The following is a 14,673-nucleotide window of genomic DNA, read 5'->3' on the forward strand; positions in this document are numbered from 1 at the left end:
ACGGATTACCGGGCCTGCGCGCCGATCACCGCCCGGCACACGATCTCGATCAGTTGCGGCCGCTGGGCGAGTCGCGATACCCCGATGATGTTACTGGCCGCCTGGGGGCGTTCCATGCCGTAGGCGGCCTTGCGCACCTTGCCGACAACGGCAAAGGCCGCGTCCATGTCCAGCACATACAGCGTCTCTTCGACGACATCCTGCAGCGTGGCGCCATACAGGGCGAGCAGCTTGGAAATGTTGTCGTAGGAGACCCGCATCTGTTCTCCCATCGAGGAGTAATCGCTCGGCCTACCGTCGGCATCCAGCGGCGCGGGGGCGACCAGGTTGCCCTCTTCGTCATGGTTGAACTGCCCCGAAACGAAGATCTCGTTCCCGACCCGCCGCGCCTGCGGATAACCGTAGCTGTCTTCCCATGGAACGCCCCAGTAGGCGGTGTCGTCGTTGAAAGGTCGTGAAGCAGCCATTGGGTTCTCCTGGCGAGTGGGATCGATGTGATCCGAGTGACACGGATGCTAGCACCGCGAAGCAGGCCACTTAGGGCGCATTAATGCGCCCCCAAGAGCGCAAAAATGCGCCATCCATTCGACGCAAGTTTCGTTATCTTTTGCCGGCACTTGGCGACAACCCGCCCAGAGAACTCTCCTCACCCGAGGTCTCAGGGCTGCACGCTGCCTGACCCAAACATCTAACAACCAGGGGAAATGGATCTCCATGAACAGTGACGATTGCACCGTGTTGGCGACTGTGGAAGTGGATCTGCCAGGACGGCTCAAGCCATGGCAGGTCAGCACGGCCAAGCGGTTGATGTTGGATCATCTGGATCGCGGAATATCGGTGACGGAGGTCGCACAAGCCTGTGCACTGTCACGCAGTCACTTTACCCGCATGTTCAAGGAAAGCACCCGGCTCCCTCCCCGGGAGTGGCTGCGCGAACAGCGGCTCAGGAAGAGCAAGGAGCTGCTGAGTCGTTCGCGGATGCTGCTGGTCGATATCGCGCTTGAATGTGGCTTCTGCGATCAGGCGCACTTTTCCAGAACCTTCCTGAAAGCCGAAGGGGTGACGCCCTACTCCTGGAGGCAACAAGCTACCTATCCGAGCACCAGTCTCCGGTCTGCATGACGATGGACCGGCCGGTTAAAGATCAAGAGCTTCGCGGGCAAGCCCTGCTCCTACAGTGCTGGGGCGTTCACAACGTTTGTGGTCGCCTCCGTCCTGTAGGAGCAGGACTTGTCGGGGCGCCGAACCGCCGCGAATAGGCCAGTCGCTTCAGCGCAAAACGCCTGTCATTACGTGGCGTCGGCTCATTTCTCAGGCCGAGATAATCGCCTGCAGCACCTGCTTGAAGTTCGCCACCTGCTCGTCATCGAACTGGCTGAACACCCGTTCCTGCTGCTCCCGCGCAATGGTCCACAGCGCCTCGGTCTGGTCGATGCCTGCGACCGTGAGCTTCACACGCCCCTCTGCCTCGGTGACCAGCCCCTTGCGGCACAGATTGGCGATGGCCTCCTCCACTTCGCGCTGGGGCATCGCCACTTCGCGCAGCAGTTCGGCCTGGCTCAGGCCGGCGTCGTTCTCCAGCACCATCAGCATGCGCGCTTCGCTGGTGCGCAAGCCGGTTGCCAGTTGCCGTGGCTGGTAGCTGCCCTGGTAGCAGCGCACTGCCTGGGTCATCAGGTAGTAGAGGTTGTCGCGCAAGCGGCCCTGGAAGTGGCTGCTCGGGCGCTCCGCGAGGTCCGGCTGGGTGATGCGGGTGTGCGGCAGCACCATTGAGTAGGCGCCCTGGTGATACAGCAGTGGCGCACGGCCGAAGTCGTCGAAGGCCACCACCTTGCCGATCAGGATCCAGTGATCGCCACCGTCGACCATCTGGTACTTTTCACAGCGAAAGCGTGCGGCGCAGTCAGCCAGCAGCGGTGCCCCGCCCTCGCCCAGTTCATGCTCGATCTCGGCGAAGCGATCGTCCTTGCTGCGGGCGAAGTGATTGGAGTGGTCGATCTGGTCGGCGGCGAGGATGTTCACCGCGAAGTGGCTGGCCTGCTCGAACACCTCCAGGCTGCCCGAGCGCTTGTCCAGGCTCCAGAGAATGAGCGCCGGCTCCAGCGACACCGAGTTGAAGCTGTTGGCGGTGACGCCGACCCGGCGACCGTCGGCGGTGGCCGCAGTGACCACGGTCACGCCAGTGGCGAAGTTACCCAGCGCGCGGCGAAACGCGCGCGAATCGAATTCAACGGACATGCAAGACTCCCGGAGCCGCCCCACGGGCAGCCCTCTCGATTGTTGTTATGGATGGAGCGGTTTCAGACCATGCTCGGATCGGGTTCCAGGCCCATCAGCTCGCGGCCGAGGATCTGCGTACAGACGTCGTAGTCGGTGTAGGCATGGGCGCCGGTCATGTGCGAGTCGCGCCACAGGCGTTGCAGTTCGTTGGACTCCATCCACGCCCCGCCTCCGGCGGCCTCGAACAGCCGGTCGACGGCCTGGATGCACATTTTCACCGCGTAGCCCTGGTTGGTCCGCCAGAAGGCCAGGGTCTCGCGGCTCGGGTAGCGATGGGCTTCGCTGTGTTCGGCGTGCTCGGCCCAGGTCTTTTCCAGGAAGGCCCGTGCGGCGGCGACCTGGTGGGTCGACTCGGCCAGGCGCATCAGCGCCGGGGTGGCGGCACCGACCTGGGCACCGGTGTAGGCGCGCACGCGGTTGCGGGTCTTTTCCTTGAAGGCGTCGAGCATACGCTCGGCCACGCCCAGGCTGACGGTGGCGAAACCGCTGGCGAAGTATGGACGGTACGGCGAATAGAAGACCTTGCTGTCCGGGTACAGACCGAAGCCGGCCGACTTGCCTTCCATCATGTCCTTGGCTTTCTGGATGCGATGGTTGGGCACGAACACGTTGTCGACGACCAGGGTCTTGGTGCCGCTGCCCTTGATGCCGGCGGAGAACCAGTCGTCGCGGATCTGGTAGTCGCTACGCGGCAGGACGGCGAAGCAGTAGTCCTGGCCGCCTTCGTTGTTGGTCCGGCGGCAACCGAGAATCGCCCACTCGGCATGGTCGCAACCGCTGCTCCAGCCCATCTGGCCGCTGAACATCACCCCGCCTTCAACTTCCTCGACCTTGCCGAACGGCGCGATCGAACTGCTGGCGGTGGCGTCAGGGTTTTCACCCCAGATTTCGTCCTGCATCTGCTTGGAAAACATCGCCATCTGGTGGCTGTGGGTGCACAGCAGGCTCATCGCCCAGGCGGTGCTGGCACAGGCGCCGGCCAGCAGCGCGATGCAGTCGCAAAACTGCGGCAGGGAGATTTCCAGGCCGCCGTAGACCTTGGGCAGGAACGCCCGGTGCAGGCCGATCTGTTTGAGCAGGGCGATATTTTCGGCAGGTACCTGGCGGTCCTGTTCCGCCTGCGCGGCATTGGCGGCGATGGTCGGCAGAATGGCCTTGAGGTCTTCGAGCAGCGGGTTGGGCTGTTTCATGGGGGGTACCGAATTATTATTGGATTCCCCTCCAGTATTTCCCGCAGCCCCCACTTGGAAAATGGACGTTTCACAGGGCCGATTGTACTTTCCACGACCCTGTCGGTGTCCCGATCGCTCTTACGGCTCGATGGCTTTCAGCTCGTCGAGTAGCTCGTTGAGCAGCGCCAGCTTGTCTTCGCCCAGGCGCGACACCAGGCGCTGGTAGTTCAATTCCATGTCGTCGGCCATCTCGACGAAACGCTGCTGGCCGGCGTCGGTCAGGGCGACGAACATGCGCCGCTGGTCCTCGTTGGACTTGAAGCGGCGCACCAGTCCGTCGCGCTCCATCCGCACCAGCACACCGGACATGCTCGGCTTGAGGATGCAGGCCTTCTCGGCCAACTGGTAACTCTCCAGCTCGCCGTTCTGACGCAGGATGCGGATGATCCGCCACTGCTGCTCGGTGAGGTCATGGGCGTTGAGCGAAGGACGGAAAAAGGCCATCGCGGCTTCGCGGGCCTGGAGCAACGACAGGGTCAGTGAGGGACGTGGCACGGGCATGTTCAGGACAAGGTCAGTGAAAGGCCGATCAGCTTACGAGCCGGCGACAGGCGGTGGCAAGCGACGCCTGCGTCGTTCATGGAAAGTACCAGCGCTTGCCCGGAAAAGGCATTGGCCGCGGTTCCGGGCGCCGCCACGATAACGGCACAAAGGCTCTTACCCCAAGGCTGCACCGATGCCGTCATCCCCTGAAACCGCCCTGGCGCTGCCGATACTCGCCCGGCGTCATCTGCGCATAGCGCTGGAAGAACCGGCTGAAATAGGCCGGGTCCTTGAAGCCGAGCTGGTAGCAGATCTCGTTGGCCGAGTGGCCGGTGAACAGCAGCAGGCGCCGGGCTTCCTGCATCAGGCGCTCGAGCACCAGGCGCTTGGAAGACAGGTCGGCGATACGCCGGCAGATGTCGTTCAATCGTGCCTCGGTGACGCCCAGGCGCTCGGCATAGGCCGCCAGTGGCAGGTGTTCGAGGTAGTGCGCCTCGATCAGCGCGTTGAAGCGATGGAACACTTGCAGGTCCTCATGCCGCGCCGGTTGCGCCGTCAGCGAATGCGCCGACAGCCGCAGCAGGCTGATCAGCACCAGCCGCGTCAGTGCATGCAGCGCCGGGGCGCGACCACTGGCCTGCCCTTCGATCTCTTCCCGCAGCGCGTCGAACATCAGTTCCAGGCGCCTGGCCTCGGCCAACTGGTCGCCCTCAAGTCGATCCAGGGCCACGCAGGCCGGTGCCATCGGCGGTGGCGGCGCGAGCGCCGGGTCTTCTTCGAGCAGTTGCCAGACCAGTTGCTGGCGCACGGTCAGCACGTGCCCGTCGGCGTCGAACTCGGTAACGAAGGCATGCGGGATGGTCGGCGGCGTGAGGAAGAACATCGGCCCGCTTTCGACGAACTGGCGGTCGTCCAGGTAGACGCGCACCGCGCCGCTCTTGACGTAGTGCACTTGGAAGAACCGGTCGTGCCGGTGCACCGGCATGTTGCGACCGAAGAAACCGGCCAGGTTGCTCAGGCGGTCGTAATGGATCTCGGCATCGCTGTAACGCTGGTCGTAGACCTGCCCGATGTTGATGTTGGGGATGGGCGAACGTTCGCTGCGCATCAGGAAATTCCTTGTTGTTATGCCGGCATGCTGCGCGCTTTTACCGACTTTGAACAGTTGGCCGGGCGCGACCTCGCTTGACGATCGTTAACATCTTAATTATAACGTTAACACATTAACAATATCGGGCCCCAGGCCCTTCCAGGAGATCGAGATGCCCCGAAGCCTGTACGACACGGCCCACGGAACGCTGTTCGGCATCGCCCTGAACTACCAAGGCCTGCTAGCCCAGCGCCTGCCTGAGTTCAACGCGGCGCCCTACCAGAAACCACCGGTCAAGCCGGTGCTGTTCATCAAGACGCCCAACACCCGCAACCAGCACGACGGCACCGTCGAACAACCTGCCGGCGAGCGCCTGCAGCCGGGCCCGGCCCTGGCCGTGGTGATCGGCAAGCGTGCCAGCCGGGTCAGCGAGGCCCAGGCCCTGGAGCATGTAGCCGGCTACACCATCGCCAACGAATTCAGCCTGCCGGAAGACAGCTACTACCGCCCGGCGGTCAAGGCCAAGTGCCGCGATGGTTTCTGTGCTCTCGGCCCGGTGCTGGTACCGACCCAGGACGTGCCCAACCCGCAGGCGCTGACCCTCAAGCTATTGGTCAACGGCGAAGTCGTGCAGGAAAACACCACCGCCAACCAGGTGCGTGGCGTGGCGAAACTGATTGCCGAACTGAGCGAGTTCATGACCCTGGAGGTCGGCGACGTGCTGATCACCGGCACCCCGGAAGGCCGCGTCGATGTGCAGCCGGGCGACCGGGTCGACGTCGAGATCACAGGTCTGGGCCGCCTGACCAACCACATCCTCAGTGAGCAGGAGCCACGCCCATGAAACACGCCCGTATCCTGTTCGAAGGCAACGTGCACGCGGTGCAGGTCAACGACGACCACAGCGTGCGCCTGGAAGACGGCCGCGTGCTCGGCGAGCAGCAGGTCACCTGGCTGCCACCGGCCAACGGCAACATGTTCGCCCTGGGCCTGAACTACGCCGACCACGCCCGTGAGCTGGCCTTCACCCCGCCGACCGAACCGCTGGCGTTCATCAAGTCGCCGGGCACCTACACCGGCCATAACCAGCAGACCTGGCGCCCGGATGGCGTCACCTACATGCACTACGAGTGCGAGCTGGTCGCGGTGATCGGCAAGCCGGCGAAGAACGTCAAGCGCGAGGACGCCCTGCAGTACCTGGCCGGCTACACCGTGTGCAACGACTACGCGATCCGCGACTACCTGGAAAACTACTACCGCCCCAACCTGCGGGTGAAGAATCGCGACGCCACCACTCCAGTCGGCCCGTGGATCGTCGATGTCGCCGATGTGCCGGACCCGTCGAACCTGAAACTGCGCACCTGGATCAACGGTGAGCTGAAGCAGGAAGGCACCACCGCGGACATGATCTTCGACATTCCGTACCTGATCGAATACTTCTCCAGCCTCATGACCCTGCAGCCCGGCGACATGATCGCCACCGGCACGCCGGAGGGCCTGGCCGACGTGGTGCCGGGCGATGAAGTGGTGGTGGAAGTCGAGGGCGTGGGGCGCCTGGTCAACCGCATCGTCAGCGAAGCGGACTTCTTCAAGAACAACGTCAAGAACAACAAGGCATGAGCAGCATGATCAAGCACTGGATCAACGGCCGTGAGGTCGAAAGCAAAGACACCTTCGTCAACTACAACCCGGCCACCGGCGAAGCCATCGGTGAGGTCGCCAGCGGCGGCGCCGAGGAGGTCGCCCAGGCCGTGGCGGCAGCCAAGGAAGCCTTTCCGAAGTGGGCCAACACCCCGGCCAAGGAACGCGCCCGACTGATGCGCAAGCTCGGTGAGCTGATCGACCAGAACGTCCCGCACCTGGCCGAGCTGGAGACCCTGGACACCGGCCTGCCGATCCACCAGACCCGGAACGTGCTGATCCCGCGTGCCTCGCACAACTTCGATTTCTTCGCCGAAGTCTGCACCCGCATGGACGGCCACAGCTACCCGGTCGACGACCAGATGCTCAACTACACCCTGTACCAGCCGGTGGGTGTCTGTGGCCTGGTGTCGCCGTGGAACGTGCCGTTCATGACCGCCACCTGGAAGACCGCGCCGTGCCTGGCGCTGGGCAACACCGCCGTGCTGAAGATGTCCGAGCTGTCGCCGCTGACCGCCAACGAGCTGGGCCGCCTGGCGGTCGAAGCCGGCATTCCCAACGGCGTGCTGAACGTGATCCAGGGCTACGGCGCCACCGCCGGCGACGCCCTGGTCCGTCACCCGGACGTGCGCGCCATCTCCTTCACCGGCGGCACCGCCACCGGCAAGCAGATCATGCAGACCGCCGGCCTGAAGAAATACTCGATGGAGCTGGGCGGCAAGTCGCCGGTGCTGATCTTCGAAGACGCCGATCTGGAGCGTGCACTGGACGCCGCCCTGTTCACCATCTTCTCGCTCAACGGCGAGCGTTGCACCGCCGGCAGCCGGGTCTTCATCCAGGAAAGCGTCTACCCGCAGTTCGTCGCCGAGTTCGCCGCACGGGCCAAGCGCCTGATCGTCGGTGACCCGACCGACCCGAAGACCCAGGTCGGCTCGATGATCACCCAGCAGCATTACGACAAGGTCACCGGCTACATCCGCATCGGCATCGAGGAAGGCGCCACCCTGCTCGCCGGTGGCCTGGAGCGTCCGGCCAACCTGCCGGCGCACCTGGCGAAAGGTCAGTTCATCCAGCCGACCGTGTTCGCCGACGTGAACAACAGCATGCGTATTGCCCAGGAAGAGATCTTCGGCCCGGTGGTCTGCCTGATCCCGTTCAAGGACGAAGCCGAAGCGCTCAAGCTGGCCAACGACACCGAGTACGGCCTGGCCTCCTACATCTGGACCCAGGACATCGGCAAGGCCCATCGCCTGGCCCGTGGCATCGAGGCCGGCATGGTGTTCATCAACAGCCAGAACGTGCGCGACCTGCGCCAGCCGTTCGGCGGCGTGAAGGGTTCGGGTACCGGCCGCGAAGGTGGCCAGTACAGCTTCGAGGTGTTCGCCGAGATCAAGAACGTCTGCATCTCCATGGGCAGCCACCACATCCCGCGCTGGGGTGTATAAAGCCGAGACAGCAGGCTGCACCCTGCGGGAGCCGGCACGACCGACTCCCGCAGGACCAACAAGAACAATCAACTACCGGAGAACCCCATGGGCAAGCTCGCACTGGCCGCCAAGATCACCCACGTGCCCTCCATGTACCTGTCCGAACTGCCGGGCCCACGCCAGGGTTTCCGCCAGGCCGCCATCGACGGGCACCACGAGATCAGCCGGCGCTGCCGCGAACTGGGCGTGGACACCATCGTCGTGTTCGACACCCACTGGCTGGTCAACGCCAACTACCACGTGCTCTGCAGCCCGAGTTACCAGGGCGTGTACACCAGCAACGAGCTGCCGCATTTCATCAGCAACATGCCCTACGAATTTCCCGGCAATAGCGAACTGGGCAAGCTCCTCGCCGACACCTGCAACCGCTTCGGTGTCGAGACCATGGCCCACCACGCCACCACCCTGGGCCCGGAATACGGGACGCTGGTGCCGATGCGCTACATGAACCAGGACCAGCACTTCAAGGTGGTCTCGGTCTCCGCCCTGTGCACCTCGCACTTTCTCGCCGACAGCGCGCGCCTGGGCTGGGCCATGCGCAAGGCGGTCGAGGATCACTACGACGGCACCGTGGCGTTCCTCGCCAGCGGCTCGCTGTCCCACCGTTTTGCCCAGAACGGCCAGGCGCCGGACTTCGCCACCAAGGTCTGGAGCCCGTTCCTGGAAACCCTCGACCACCGCGTGGTGAAGATGTGGGAAGACGCCGAGTGGGCGGACTTTTGCGCGATGCTCCCGGAATACGCGTCCAAGGGTCATGGCGAAGGCTTCATGCACGACACCGCGATGCTGCTCGGCGCATTGGGCTGGTCCGACTACGACGGCAAGGCCGAAGTGCTGACACCGTACTTCGGCTCCTCCGGTACCGGGCAGATCAACGCCGTGTTCCCGGTCACGCCTCAGGACGGCTCGTCGATCCCCGCCGCCCAGGCCTCCAACCCCGCGTCGGTCGGCCTTGCCAGCCGCCTTTGAACCCAGGAGCCGCTCATGCCCCATCTGGTATTGCTGTACACCCCGGACCTTGAAGCCGAGGCCGACATTCCAGCGCTGTGCCGCCGCCTGGCCGACACCATGCTCCAGGCCCGCGACGAAAGCGGCAAGCCGGTGTTCCCCACCGGCGGCACCCGTGTGCTGGCCTACCCCGCCGCACACTGCGCGGTGGCCGACGGCCAGGGCAACCACGGCTTTCTCTACGCCAACCTGCGCATGGGCCTGGGGCGCAGCGGCGCCGTGCACAGCGCGGTTGGCGACAGCCTGCTGGCGGTGCTCAAGGAAGTCCTGGATCCCCTGGTAAAACGACGACCGATCGGCATCACCCTGCAGATCGACGAAAGCCAGGCCCAGGTCTACGACGGCAAGCACAGCAGCCTGCACCCGCTGTTCAACGGCCGCGCCTGAGCCTATCCCGTCTCATCCCATAAAAAGTACAAGACCATGAGCACGACCCACCCTGCCTCGACCCTGTGCGCGGCACAGGACCCTGCTGCCAGCGTTTACCGCCAGGTGACCTGGCGCCTGATCCCGCTGCTGCTGGTGTGCTACCTGTTTGCGCACCTGGACCGCATCAACATCGGCTTCGCCAAGATGCAGATGGCCGCCGACCTGCACCTGAGCGACACGGTCTACGGCCTTGGTGCCGGGCTGTTCTTCATCGCCTATGCACTGTTCGGCGTGCCGAGCAACCTGGCGTTGGAGCGGGTCGGCCCACGGCGCTGGATCGCCACGCTGATGGTGGTGTGGGGCGCGTTATCCACCAGCATGCTGCTGATCGACAGCAGCGGCGTGTTCTACCTGCTGCGCTTTGCCCTCGGGGCGGCCGAGGCCGGCTTCTTCCCGGGCATCCTGGTGTACCTCAACCGCTGGTACCCGGCGGGGCGCCGGGCGCAGGTCACCGCACTGTTCGCGATCGCCGTGCCCCTGGCGGGCGTGGTCGGCGGGCCGTTGTCGGGCGCCATTCTCAGCCTGATGCATGGCACCGGTGGCCTGGCCGGCTGGCAGTGGATGTTTCTACTTGAAGGTGCTCCGGTGATTGCGCTCGGCCTGGTGGTGTTGGCACGACTGCCCGAGCATTTCGAAACCGTGACCTGGCTCGACAGCGAGCAGAAAGCCGCCCTGCGCGAGGCCTTCGGTCGTGAAGAGCAGCGCAAGGTGGTCACTTCCTTCGGTGGCCTGCTGGCGAACCGGGCCATCTGGCTGCTGGTGGCGATCTATTGCGCGGTGATGCTCGCGGTCAACACCCTCGCTTTCTGGATGCCGAGCCTTATTCATGGTGCCGGCATCGGCAACGACGCCAGCGTCGGCCTGCTCAGCGCCTTGCCCTACCTGATCGGCTGCGTGTTCATGCTCGCCTGCGGCCGCTCCTCGGACCGTCGCCGGGAACGCCGCTGGCACCTGTGCGTGCCGCTGCTGATGGGCGCCGTCGGCATTGCCCTGGCCGGCCTTGCCCCGGAACAACCGCTGCCGGTCATGACCGGGCTGATCATCGCCGGCATGGGTGCCAGTGCTGCCCTGCCGATGTTCTGGCAACTGCCACCGGCCTACCTCAACGACCGCACCCAGGCCACCGGCATCGCCCTGATCAGTTCACTGGGCAGCATCGCCTCGTTCCTCACCCCCTATTTCATCGGCTGGATGCGCGACACCACCCACAGCCCGAGCCTGGCCCTGCACATCCTGGCCCTGTTCATCGCCTTCGGCGGCCTGCTGGTGCTGCGCACCCGGGCCGCCACCGTCAACCCTTGAGAGAGATTTTGCCCATGCTCGACTCCACCTTCATCCAGCAAGCCGCCGCCCGCCTCGACCAGGCTGAACGTTCGCGCGAACAGGTCCGCCAGTTCTCGCTCGACCACCCCGCCATCACCCTCGAGGACGCCTACGCCATCCAGCGCGCCTGGGTCGCCAAGAAGATCGCCTCCGGGCGCAAGCTGGTCGGCCACAAGATCGGCCTGACCTCGCGGGCCATGCAGGTGTCGTCGAACATCACCGAGCCGGACTATGGCGCGCTGCTCGACGACATGCTGTTCGACGAAGGCAGCGACATTCCTTTCGAGCGCTTTATCGTCCCACGGGTTGAAGTGGAGCTGGCGTTCATCCTCGGCAAGCCGCTCAAAGGCCCGAACTGCACGGTGTTCGATGTGCTCGATGCCACCGAGTGGGTGATCCCCGCCCTGGAAATCATCGACGCACGCATCCAGCAGGTCGATCCGCAGACCAAGGCCACCCGCAAGGTCTTCGACACCATCTCCGACAACGCCGCCAACGCCGGCGTGGTCATGGGCGGCCGCGCCGTGCGCCCAACCGAGATCGACCTGCGCAAGGTGCCAGCCGTGCTGTACCGCAATGGCGTGATCGAGGAATCCGGGGTCAGCGCCGCCGTACTCAACCACCCGGCCAAGGGCGTGGCCTGGCTGGCGAACAAGCTGGCACCGTACGACGTCACTCTGCAGCCGGGCCAGATCATCCTCGGTGGCTCGTTCACCCGGCCGGTCGCCGCCAACCCTGGCGACACCTTCCACGTCGACTACGACCTGCTCGGCAGCATCGCCTGCCGCTTCGTCTGAACCGGAGGACACGCTCATGTTGATCAATACCTTCAAGGCCCGCCTCAAGGCCAGGGAGCCGCAGATCGGCCTCTGGCTGGGACTGGCCGACGCCTACTGCGCGGAACTGGCCGCCAATGCCGGCTTCGACTGGCTGCTCATCGACGGCGAACACGCGCCGAACGACCTGCGCAGCCTGCTCGGCCAGTTGCAGGCGGTCGCGCCGTATCCGTCGCAGCCGGTGATCCGCCCGGTCATTGGCGACACTGCGCTGATCAAGCAGGTGCTGGACATCGGCGCCCAGACCCTGCTGGTGCCGATGGTGGAAACCGCCGAGCAGGCACGACAACTGGTCCGCGCCATCAGCTATCCGCCCAAGGGCATCCGCGGCGTGGGCAGCGCCCTGGCCCGGGCCTCGCGCTGGAACACCGTGCCCGGCTACCTGGACAAGGCCGATGAACAGATGTGCCTGCTGGTACAGATCGAGAACCGCGAGGGCCTGGCCAACCTCGATGAAATCGCTGCGGTCGAGGGTGTGGACGGGGTGTTCATCGGCCCGGCGGACCTGTCGGCCTCGATGGGCCATCGCGGCAATCCTGGCCATCCGGAAGTCCAGGCGGCGATCGAGGATGCCATCCTGCGAGTGAGCAAGGCCGGCAAGGCGGCGGGCATCCTGAGTGCCGATGAGAAACTGGCGCGACGCTACCTGGAACTCGGCGCGCTGTTCGTCGCGGTGGGCGTTGATACCACGGTGCTGATGCGCGGTTTGCAGACATTGGCGGCGCGCTTCAAGGGCACCGAGCAGCCCGGCACTTCGGGGGGCGGTGTCTACTGACCCGTTGTTTTCAGGGAGGCAATGCCACCTGCGAGTGTTGAGCCACCAAACCGCAACGAAAGGGCGGCGCAGAGTTTTTCATATCAGGTGGTAGCCTCCCATTCCCCTGTCAAGTAGTGGGAGCAGCCCAATCCTCAACTCGTAACCCAGGTACGCGGTCAAATTCGCGACGGTTATTGGTCACGACAATGAGTCCCTGGGAGCGGGCGTGCCCTGCAATCATCTGGTCGTAGGGGCCAATTGGCTGACCAACCCTGGCCAGCTCCGCGCGAAGCTGGCCGGTGTGTGCAGCTGCCGCCTGATCATAAGCCAGCACTTCCAGGCGTGCCGCGAAGCCCTCGACATCAGCCAGGTTGCGCTCAGGGTTAGAGGACTTTTCGGCGCCGTAGATCAGCTCCATCAACGTGACAGTGCTGATGCACATCTGCCCGTGGTGCTGCTTGAATGCCTCACGAACCTGTTCCGGGCGATTCTTGATCGTGAAGATGCACATGTTGGTGTCGAGCATGAATTTGAGCATCAAAACGCCTCTCGGTCCTGATCAGCAGGCTGCTCTCGATCCATCATGAAGTCGGCAGTGACACCCTCACCCTCGAACCAACTGTCCCAGGACTCTCCAGCGGGAGTGATGATTCTCGTACGACCGATCGCGACCACATCGACACGCTTCACCGCGTCAGGAAGCGCGACAGACTTAGGCAACCTCACCGCCTGGCTACGATTACTCTGAAAAACGGACCCCTGTTCCATAGTCACCTCACGGGATATCTCAAACGTATATCCCATAGTAGTTTCACTATGGGATATGTCAATGGGATATGTCGTTGATATCTTGCATTGCGAACCCAGCCAAAATACAGGCACGGCGCCCCTCACAGTTGCAACACACGGATGCTATTGTTTGACTCACCTGCTGCCTTGGGAGACTGTGCCGGTGAGTCAAACAGCAAGCGTTCCGAAACCGTTGGACAGACGTCGTTTCAACAATCCGCACCTGGCCATCAGGGCCGCGGGCGCCGATGCGGCACGCAAGGGCTGGAAGGTCTTCCACTGCCCCTACCAGCATCCGGCGATGCAGTCTTCCTGGCTCAAGGGGTTTGCCCAGGAGCAGCAGCTGGGTTTCGACTTTCTCTAGGCTTGCGATGAAACGCCATCGACGCCGTTCTCAACCCGCCATGGACATTGGCAACTCTGCGTATCGTCAATCGTAGCCAACCGCGCATCATCGCACCCTGCGAACTGTTCCCAGGTGTTTAGTGTCTATACTCACGCTACCCGTTGAGTCATACCCTTCCCTGATCGCCGCACAGCCCACCAGGCCCATGACGTGAAGTATTCAGTACTGATTGCAGCGCTGCTCTGTCTGTTGCCCGGCCATCCCGCCAGGGCTGAGCATTACCAGGTCGTCACCGAAGAGTGGGCGCCGTACAACTACCTGGAAAACGACCAACTCACCGGCATGGCCACCGAGGTCGTGCGCGGCATCATGGCGATTACCGGCGATGACTTCGAGATAGAGGTGGTCCCCAGCATGCGCGCCACCCGCTCCCTGCAGCACCAGCCCAGGACCATCATGTATTCGATGTTTCGCACGCCGGAGCGCGAGCCCTTGTACAAATGGGTCGGGCCTATCGTGGAAGAATCCATCCATCCCTATCAGCTCGCCAGTACCAAGCAGCCGGTCAGTACCCTGGAGCAGTTGATGCTGGCGCCACGCATCACCACCCGACATGCCGGCCTGATACCCGAGACGCTGCAGGCACAAGGTTTCAGAAACCTCGAGAAAAGCGCCACCGGCAGCCAGCAGCTCTACCGCATGCTGCTGGCCGGACGCACCGACATCGTCGTGGGCGACACCGACGCAGGGGTGGCCTACTACACCCGCCAGTTGGGCATCTTCCCCGGCGCGCTGCGGCAGATTCCCATCGAACTGTATCGCTCCTCGCTCTACATCGCCTTCAGCCTCGACTCCGACGACAAGGTGGTCGCCCACTGGGCCCGCGCCCTGGAGCAAATGCGCCATTCGGGCGAACTGGAAAGCATCCAGAATCGCTACGTGCAGTCCATCGGGCCGTGACTGCCCTCTCGT

General features: G+C 64.0%; 18 protein-coding genes. 11 read left to right on the forward strand and 7 right to left on the reverse strand.

Going from position 1 to position 14,673, the window contains the following annotated elements:
* Positions 1–5 precede the first annotated feature (5 nt).
* Positions 6–467 (reverse strand): RidA family protein, encoded by a 462-nt coding sequence (locus AC6I6U_RS23250; RefSeq protein ID WP_497878368.1) that lies wholly within the window; start codon positions 465–467, stop codon positions 6–8.
* Between the two features lie 247 nt (positions 468–714).
* Between AC6I6U_RS23250 and AC6I6U_RS23255 the strand changes: the two genes are divergently transcribed.
* Positions 715–1,122: a helix-turn-helix domain-containing protein gene (locus tag AC6I6U_RS23255; RefSeq protein WP_497878369.1), complete on the forward strand. Its 408-nt coding sequence runs from the start codon at positions 715–717 to the stop codon at positions 1,120–1,122.
* Positions 1,123–1,311: 189 nt separating this feature from the next.
* On the opposite strand, the gene AC6I6U_RS23260 is transcribed toward AC6I6U_RS23255, so the two are convergent.
* The 4 genes from AC6I6U_RS23260 to hpaA all read right to left on the reverse strand — a co-directional run bounded on the left by AC6I6U_RS23260 (position 1,312) and on the right by hpaA (position 5,103).
* Positions 1,312–2,238, reverse strand: a complete 927-nt coding sequence (locus tag AC6I6U_RS23260; RefSeq protein ID WP_497878370.1) for a p-hydroxyphenylacetate 3-hydroxylase reductase component — start codon at positions 2,236–2,238, stop codon at positions 1,312–1,314.
* A gap of 62 nt (positions 2,239–2,300) precedes the next feature.
* Positions 2,301–3,470, reverse strand: a complete 1,170-nt coding sequence (locus AC6I6U_RS23265) for a p-hydroxyphenylacetate 3-hydroxylase oxygenase component (protein ID WP_497878371.1) — start codon at positions 3,468–3,470, stop codon at positions 2,301–2,303.
* A gap of 120 nt (positions 3,471–3,590) precedes the next feature.
* The gene (gene hpaR / locus AC6I6U_RS23270; RefSeq protein WP_497878372.1) at positions 3,591–4,013 is read right to left on the reverse strand and encodes a homoprotocatechuate degradation operon regulator HpaR; all 423 of its coding nucleotides are present in this window, start codon (positions 4,011–4,013) and stop codon (positions 3,591–3,593) included.
* Positions 4,014–4,194: 181 nt separating this feature from the next.
* Positions 4,195–5,103, reverse strand: a complete 909-nt coding sequence (gene hpaA / locus AC6I6U_RS23275) for a 4-hydroxyphenylacetate catabolism regulatory protein HpaA (protein ID WP_497878373.1) — start codon at positions 5,101–5,103, stop codon at positions 4,195–4,197.
* Between the two features lie 154 nt (positions 5,104–5,257).
* Here hpaA and AC6I6U_RS23280 point away from each other — a divergent pair, with 154 nt between their 5' ends.
* The 8 genes from AC6I6U_RS23280 (at position 5,258) to hpaI (ending at position 12,584) form a co-directional block, all read left to right on the forward strand.
* Complete coding sequence (locus AC6I6U_RS23280; RefSeq protein ID WP_497878374.1) at positions 5,258–5,929, forward strand: fumarylacetoacetate hydrolase family protein; 672 nt, start codon at positions 5,258–5,260, stop codon at positions 5,927–5,929.
* Positions 5,926–6,705, forward strand: a complete 780-nt coding sequence (locus AC6I6U_RS23285) for a fumarylacetoacetate hydrolase family protein (RefSeq protein WP_497878375.1) — start codon at positions 5,926–5,928, stop codon at positions 6,703–6,705. The genes AC6I6U_RS23280 and AC6I6U_RS23285 overlap by 4 nt, the downstream gene beginning before the upstream one ends.
* A 5-nt stretch (positions 6,706–6,710) precedes the next feature.
* Positions 6,711–8,171 carry a 5-carboxymethyl-2-hydroxymuconate semialdehyde dehydrogenase gene (gene hpaE, locus AC6I6U_RS23290; protein ID WP_497883087.1) on the forward strand — a complete coding sequence of 487 codons (1,461 nt, stop codon included), beginning with the start codon at positions 6,711–6,713 and terminating at the stop codon, positions 8,169–8,171.
* Positions 8,172–8,258: 87 nt separating this feature from the next.
* Positions 8,259–9,182: a 3,4-dihydroxyphenylacetate 2,3-dioxygenase gene (hpaD, locus tag AC6I6U_RS23295; RefSeq protein WP_497878376.1), complete on the forward strand. Its 924-nt coding sequence runs from the start codon at positions 8,259–8,261 to the stop codon at positions 9,180–9,182.
* A gap of 15 nt (positions 9,183–9,197) precedes the next feature.
* A complete protein-coding gene (locus AC6I6U_RS23300; protein ID WP_497878377.1) occupies positions 9,198–9,608 on the forward strand; it encodes a 5-carboxymethyl-2-hydroxymuconate isomerase in 411 nt (136 codons plus the stop codon).
* A 36-nt stretch (positions 9,609–9,644) separates the two neighbouring features.
* Entirely contained in the window at positions 9,645–10,952 is a 1,308-nt protein-coding gene (locus AC6I6U_RS23305; protein WP_497878378.1) for an MFS transporter, read from the forward strand.
* Positions 10,953–10,966: 14 nt separating this feature from the next.
* The gene (hpaH, locus tag AC6I6U_RS23310; RefSeq protein ID WP_497878379.1) at positions 10,967–11,770 is read left to right on the forward strand and encodes a 2-oxo-hept-4-ene-1,7-dioate hydratase; all 804 of its coding nucleotides are present in this window, start codon (positions 10,967–10,969) and stop codon (positions 11,768–11,770) included.
* A gap of 16 nt (positions 11,771–11,786) precedes the next feature.
* Positions 11,787–12,584 carry a 4-hydroxy-2-oxoheptanedioate aldolase gene (gene hpaI, locus AC6I6U_RS23315; RefSeq protein WP_497878380.1) on the forward strand — a complete coding sequence of 266 codons (798 nt, stop codon included), beginning with the start codon at positions 11,787–11,789 and terminating at the stop codon, positions 12,582–12,584.
* Positions 12,585–12,693: 109 nt separating this feature from the next.
* Here hpaI and vapC read toward each other — a convergent pair whose 3' ends face one another.
* Both vapC and vapB read right to left on the reverse strand, forming a co-directional pair.
* Positions 12,694–13,104: a type II toxin-antitoxin system tRNA(fMet)-specific endonuclease VapC gene (vapC, locus tag AC6I6U_RS23320; protein WP_497878381.1), complete on the reverse strand. Its 411-nt coding sequence runs from the start codon at positions 13,102–13,104 to the stop codon at positions 12,694–12,696.
* Positions 13,104–13,334 (reverse strand): type II toxin-antitoxin system VapB family antitoxin, encoded by a 231-nt coding sequence (gene vapB, locus AC6I6U_RS23325; RefSeq protein WP_497878382.1) that lies wholly within the window; start codon positions 13,332–13,334, stop codon positions 13,104–13,106. Before vapB ends, vapC begins: the two co-directional genes overlap by 1 nt.
* Positions 13,335–13,548: 214 nt before the next feature.
* On the opposite strand from vapB, the gene AC6I6U_RS23330 reads away from it, so the two are divergent.
* The gene (locus AC6I6U_RS23330; protein WP_497878383.1) at positions 13,549–13,719 is read left to right on the forward strand and encodes a CrpP family ICE-associated protein; all 171 of its coding nucleotides are present in this window, start codon (positions 13,549–13,551) and stop codon (positions 13,717–13,719) included.
* 192 nt (positions 13,720–13,911) lie between these two features.
* The gene (locus AC6I6U_RS23335; protein WP_497878384.1) at positions 13,912–14,661 is read left to right on the forward strand and encodes a substrate-binding periplasmic protein; all 750 of its coding nucleotides are present in this window, start codon (positions 13,912–13,914) and stop codon (positions 14,659–14,661) included.
* Positions 14,662–14,673: the final 12 nt, after the last annotated feature.

The organism is Pseudomonas sp. UTLPPB19802, from assembly GCF_059730225.1.

What these genes read in the sequence shown, in the direction of transcription:
- AC6I6U_RS23250 (WP_497878368.1), bottom strand. Translation starts at nt 467, where the DNA reads ATGGCTGCTTCACGACCTTTCAACGACGACACCGCCTACTGGGGCGTT.
- AC6I6U_RS23255 (WP_497878369.1), top strand. Translation starts at nt 715, where the DNA reads ATGAACAGTGACGATTGCACCGTGTTGGCGACTGTGGAAGTGGATCTG.
- AC6I6U_RS23260 (WP_497878370.1), bottom strand. Translation starts at nt 2,238, where the DNA reads ATGTCCGTTGAATTCGATTCGCGCGCGTTTCGCCGCGCGCTGGGTAAC.
- AC6I6U_RS23265 (WP_497878371.1), bottom strand. Translation starts at nt 3,470, where the DNA reads ATGAAACAGCCCAACCCGCTGCTCGAAGACCTCAAGGCCATTCTGCCG.
- hpaR (WP_497878372.1), bottom strand. Translation starts at nt 4,013, where the DNA reads ATGCCCGTGCCACGTCCCTCACTGACCCTGTCGTTGCTCCAGGCCCGC.
- hpaA (WP_497878373.1), bottom strand. Translation starts at nt 5,103, where the DNA reads ATGCGCAGCGAACGTTCGCCCATCCCCAACATCAACATCGGGCAGGTC.
- AC6I6U_RS23280 (WP_497878374.1), top strand. Translation starts at nt 5,258, where the DNA reads ATGCCCCGAAGCCTGTACGACACGGCCCACGGAACGCTGTTCGGCATC.
- AC6I6U_RS23285 (WP_497878375.1), top strand. Translation starts at nt 5,926, where the DNA reads ATGAAACACGCCCGTATCCTGTTCGAAGGCAACGTGCACGCGGTGCAG.
- hpaE (WP_497883087.1), top strand. Translation starts at nt 6,711, where the DNA reads ATGATCAAGCACTGGATCAACGGCCGTGAGGTCGAAAGCAAAGACACC.
- hpaD (WP_497878376.1), top strand. Translation starts at nt 8,259, where the DNA reads ATGGGCAAGCTCGCACTGGCCGCCAAGATCACCCACGTGCCCTCCATG.
- AC6I6U_RS23300 (WP_497878377.1), top strand. Translation starts at nt 9,198, where the DNA reads ATGCCCCATCTGGTATTGCTGTACACCCCGGACCTTGAAGCCGAGGCC.
- AC6I6U_RS23305 (WP_497878378.1), top strand. Translation starts at nt 9,645, where the DNA reads ATGAGCACGACCCACCCTGCCTCGACCCTGTGCGCGGCACAGGACCCT.
- hpaH (WP_497878379.1), top strand. Translation starts at nt 10,967, where the DNA reads ATGCTCGACTCCACCTTCATCCAGCAAGCCGCCGCCCGCCTCGACCAG.
- hpaI (WP_497878380.1), top strand. Translation starts at nt 11,787, where the DNA reads ATGTTGATCAATACCTTCAAGGCCCGCCTCAAGGCCAGGGAGCCGCAG.
- vapC (WP_497878381.1), bottom strand. Translation starts at nt 13,104, where the DNA reads ATGCTCAAATTCATGCTCGACACCAACATGTGCATCTTCACGATCAAG.
- vapB (WP_497878382.1), bottom strand. Translation starts at nt 13,334, where the DNA reads ATGGAACAGGGGTCCGTTTTTCAGAGTAATCGTAGCCAGGCGGTGAGG.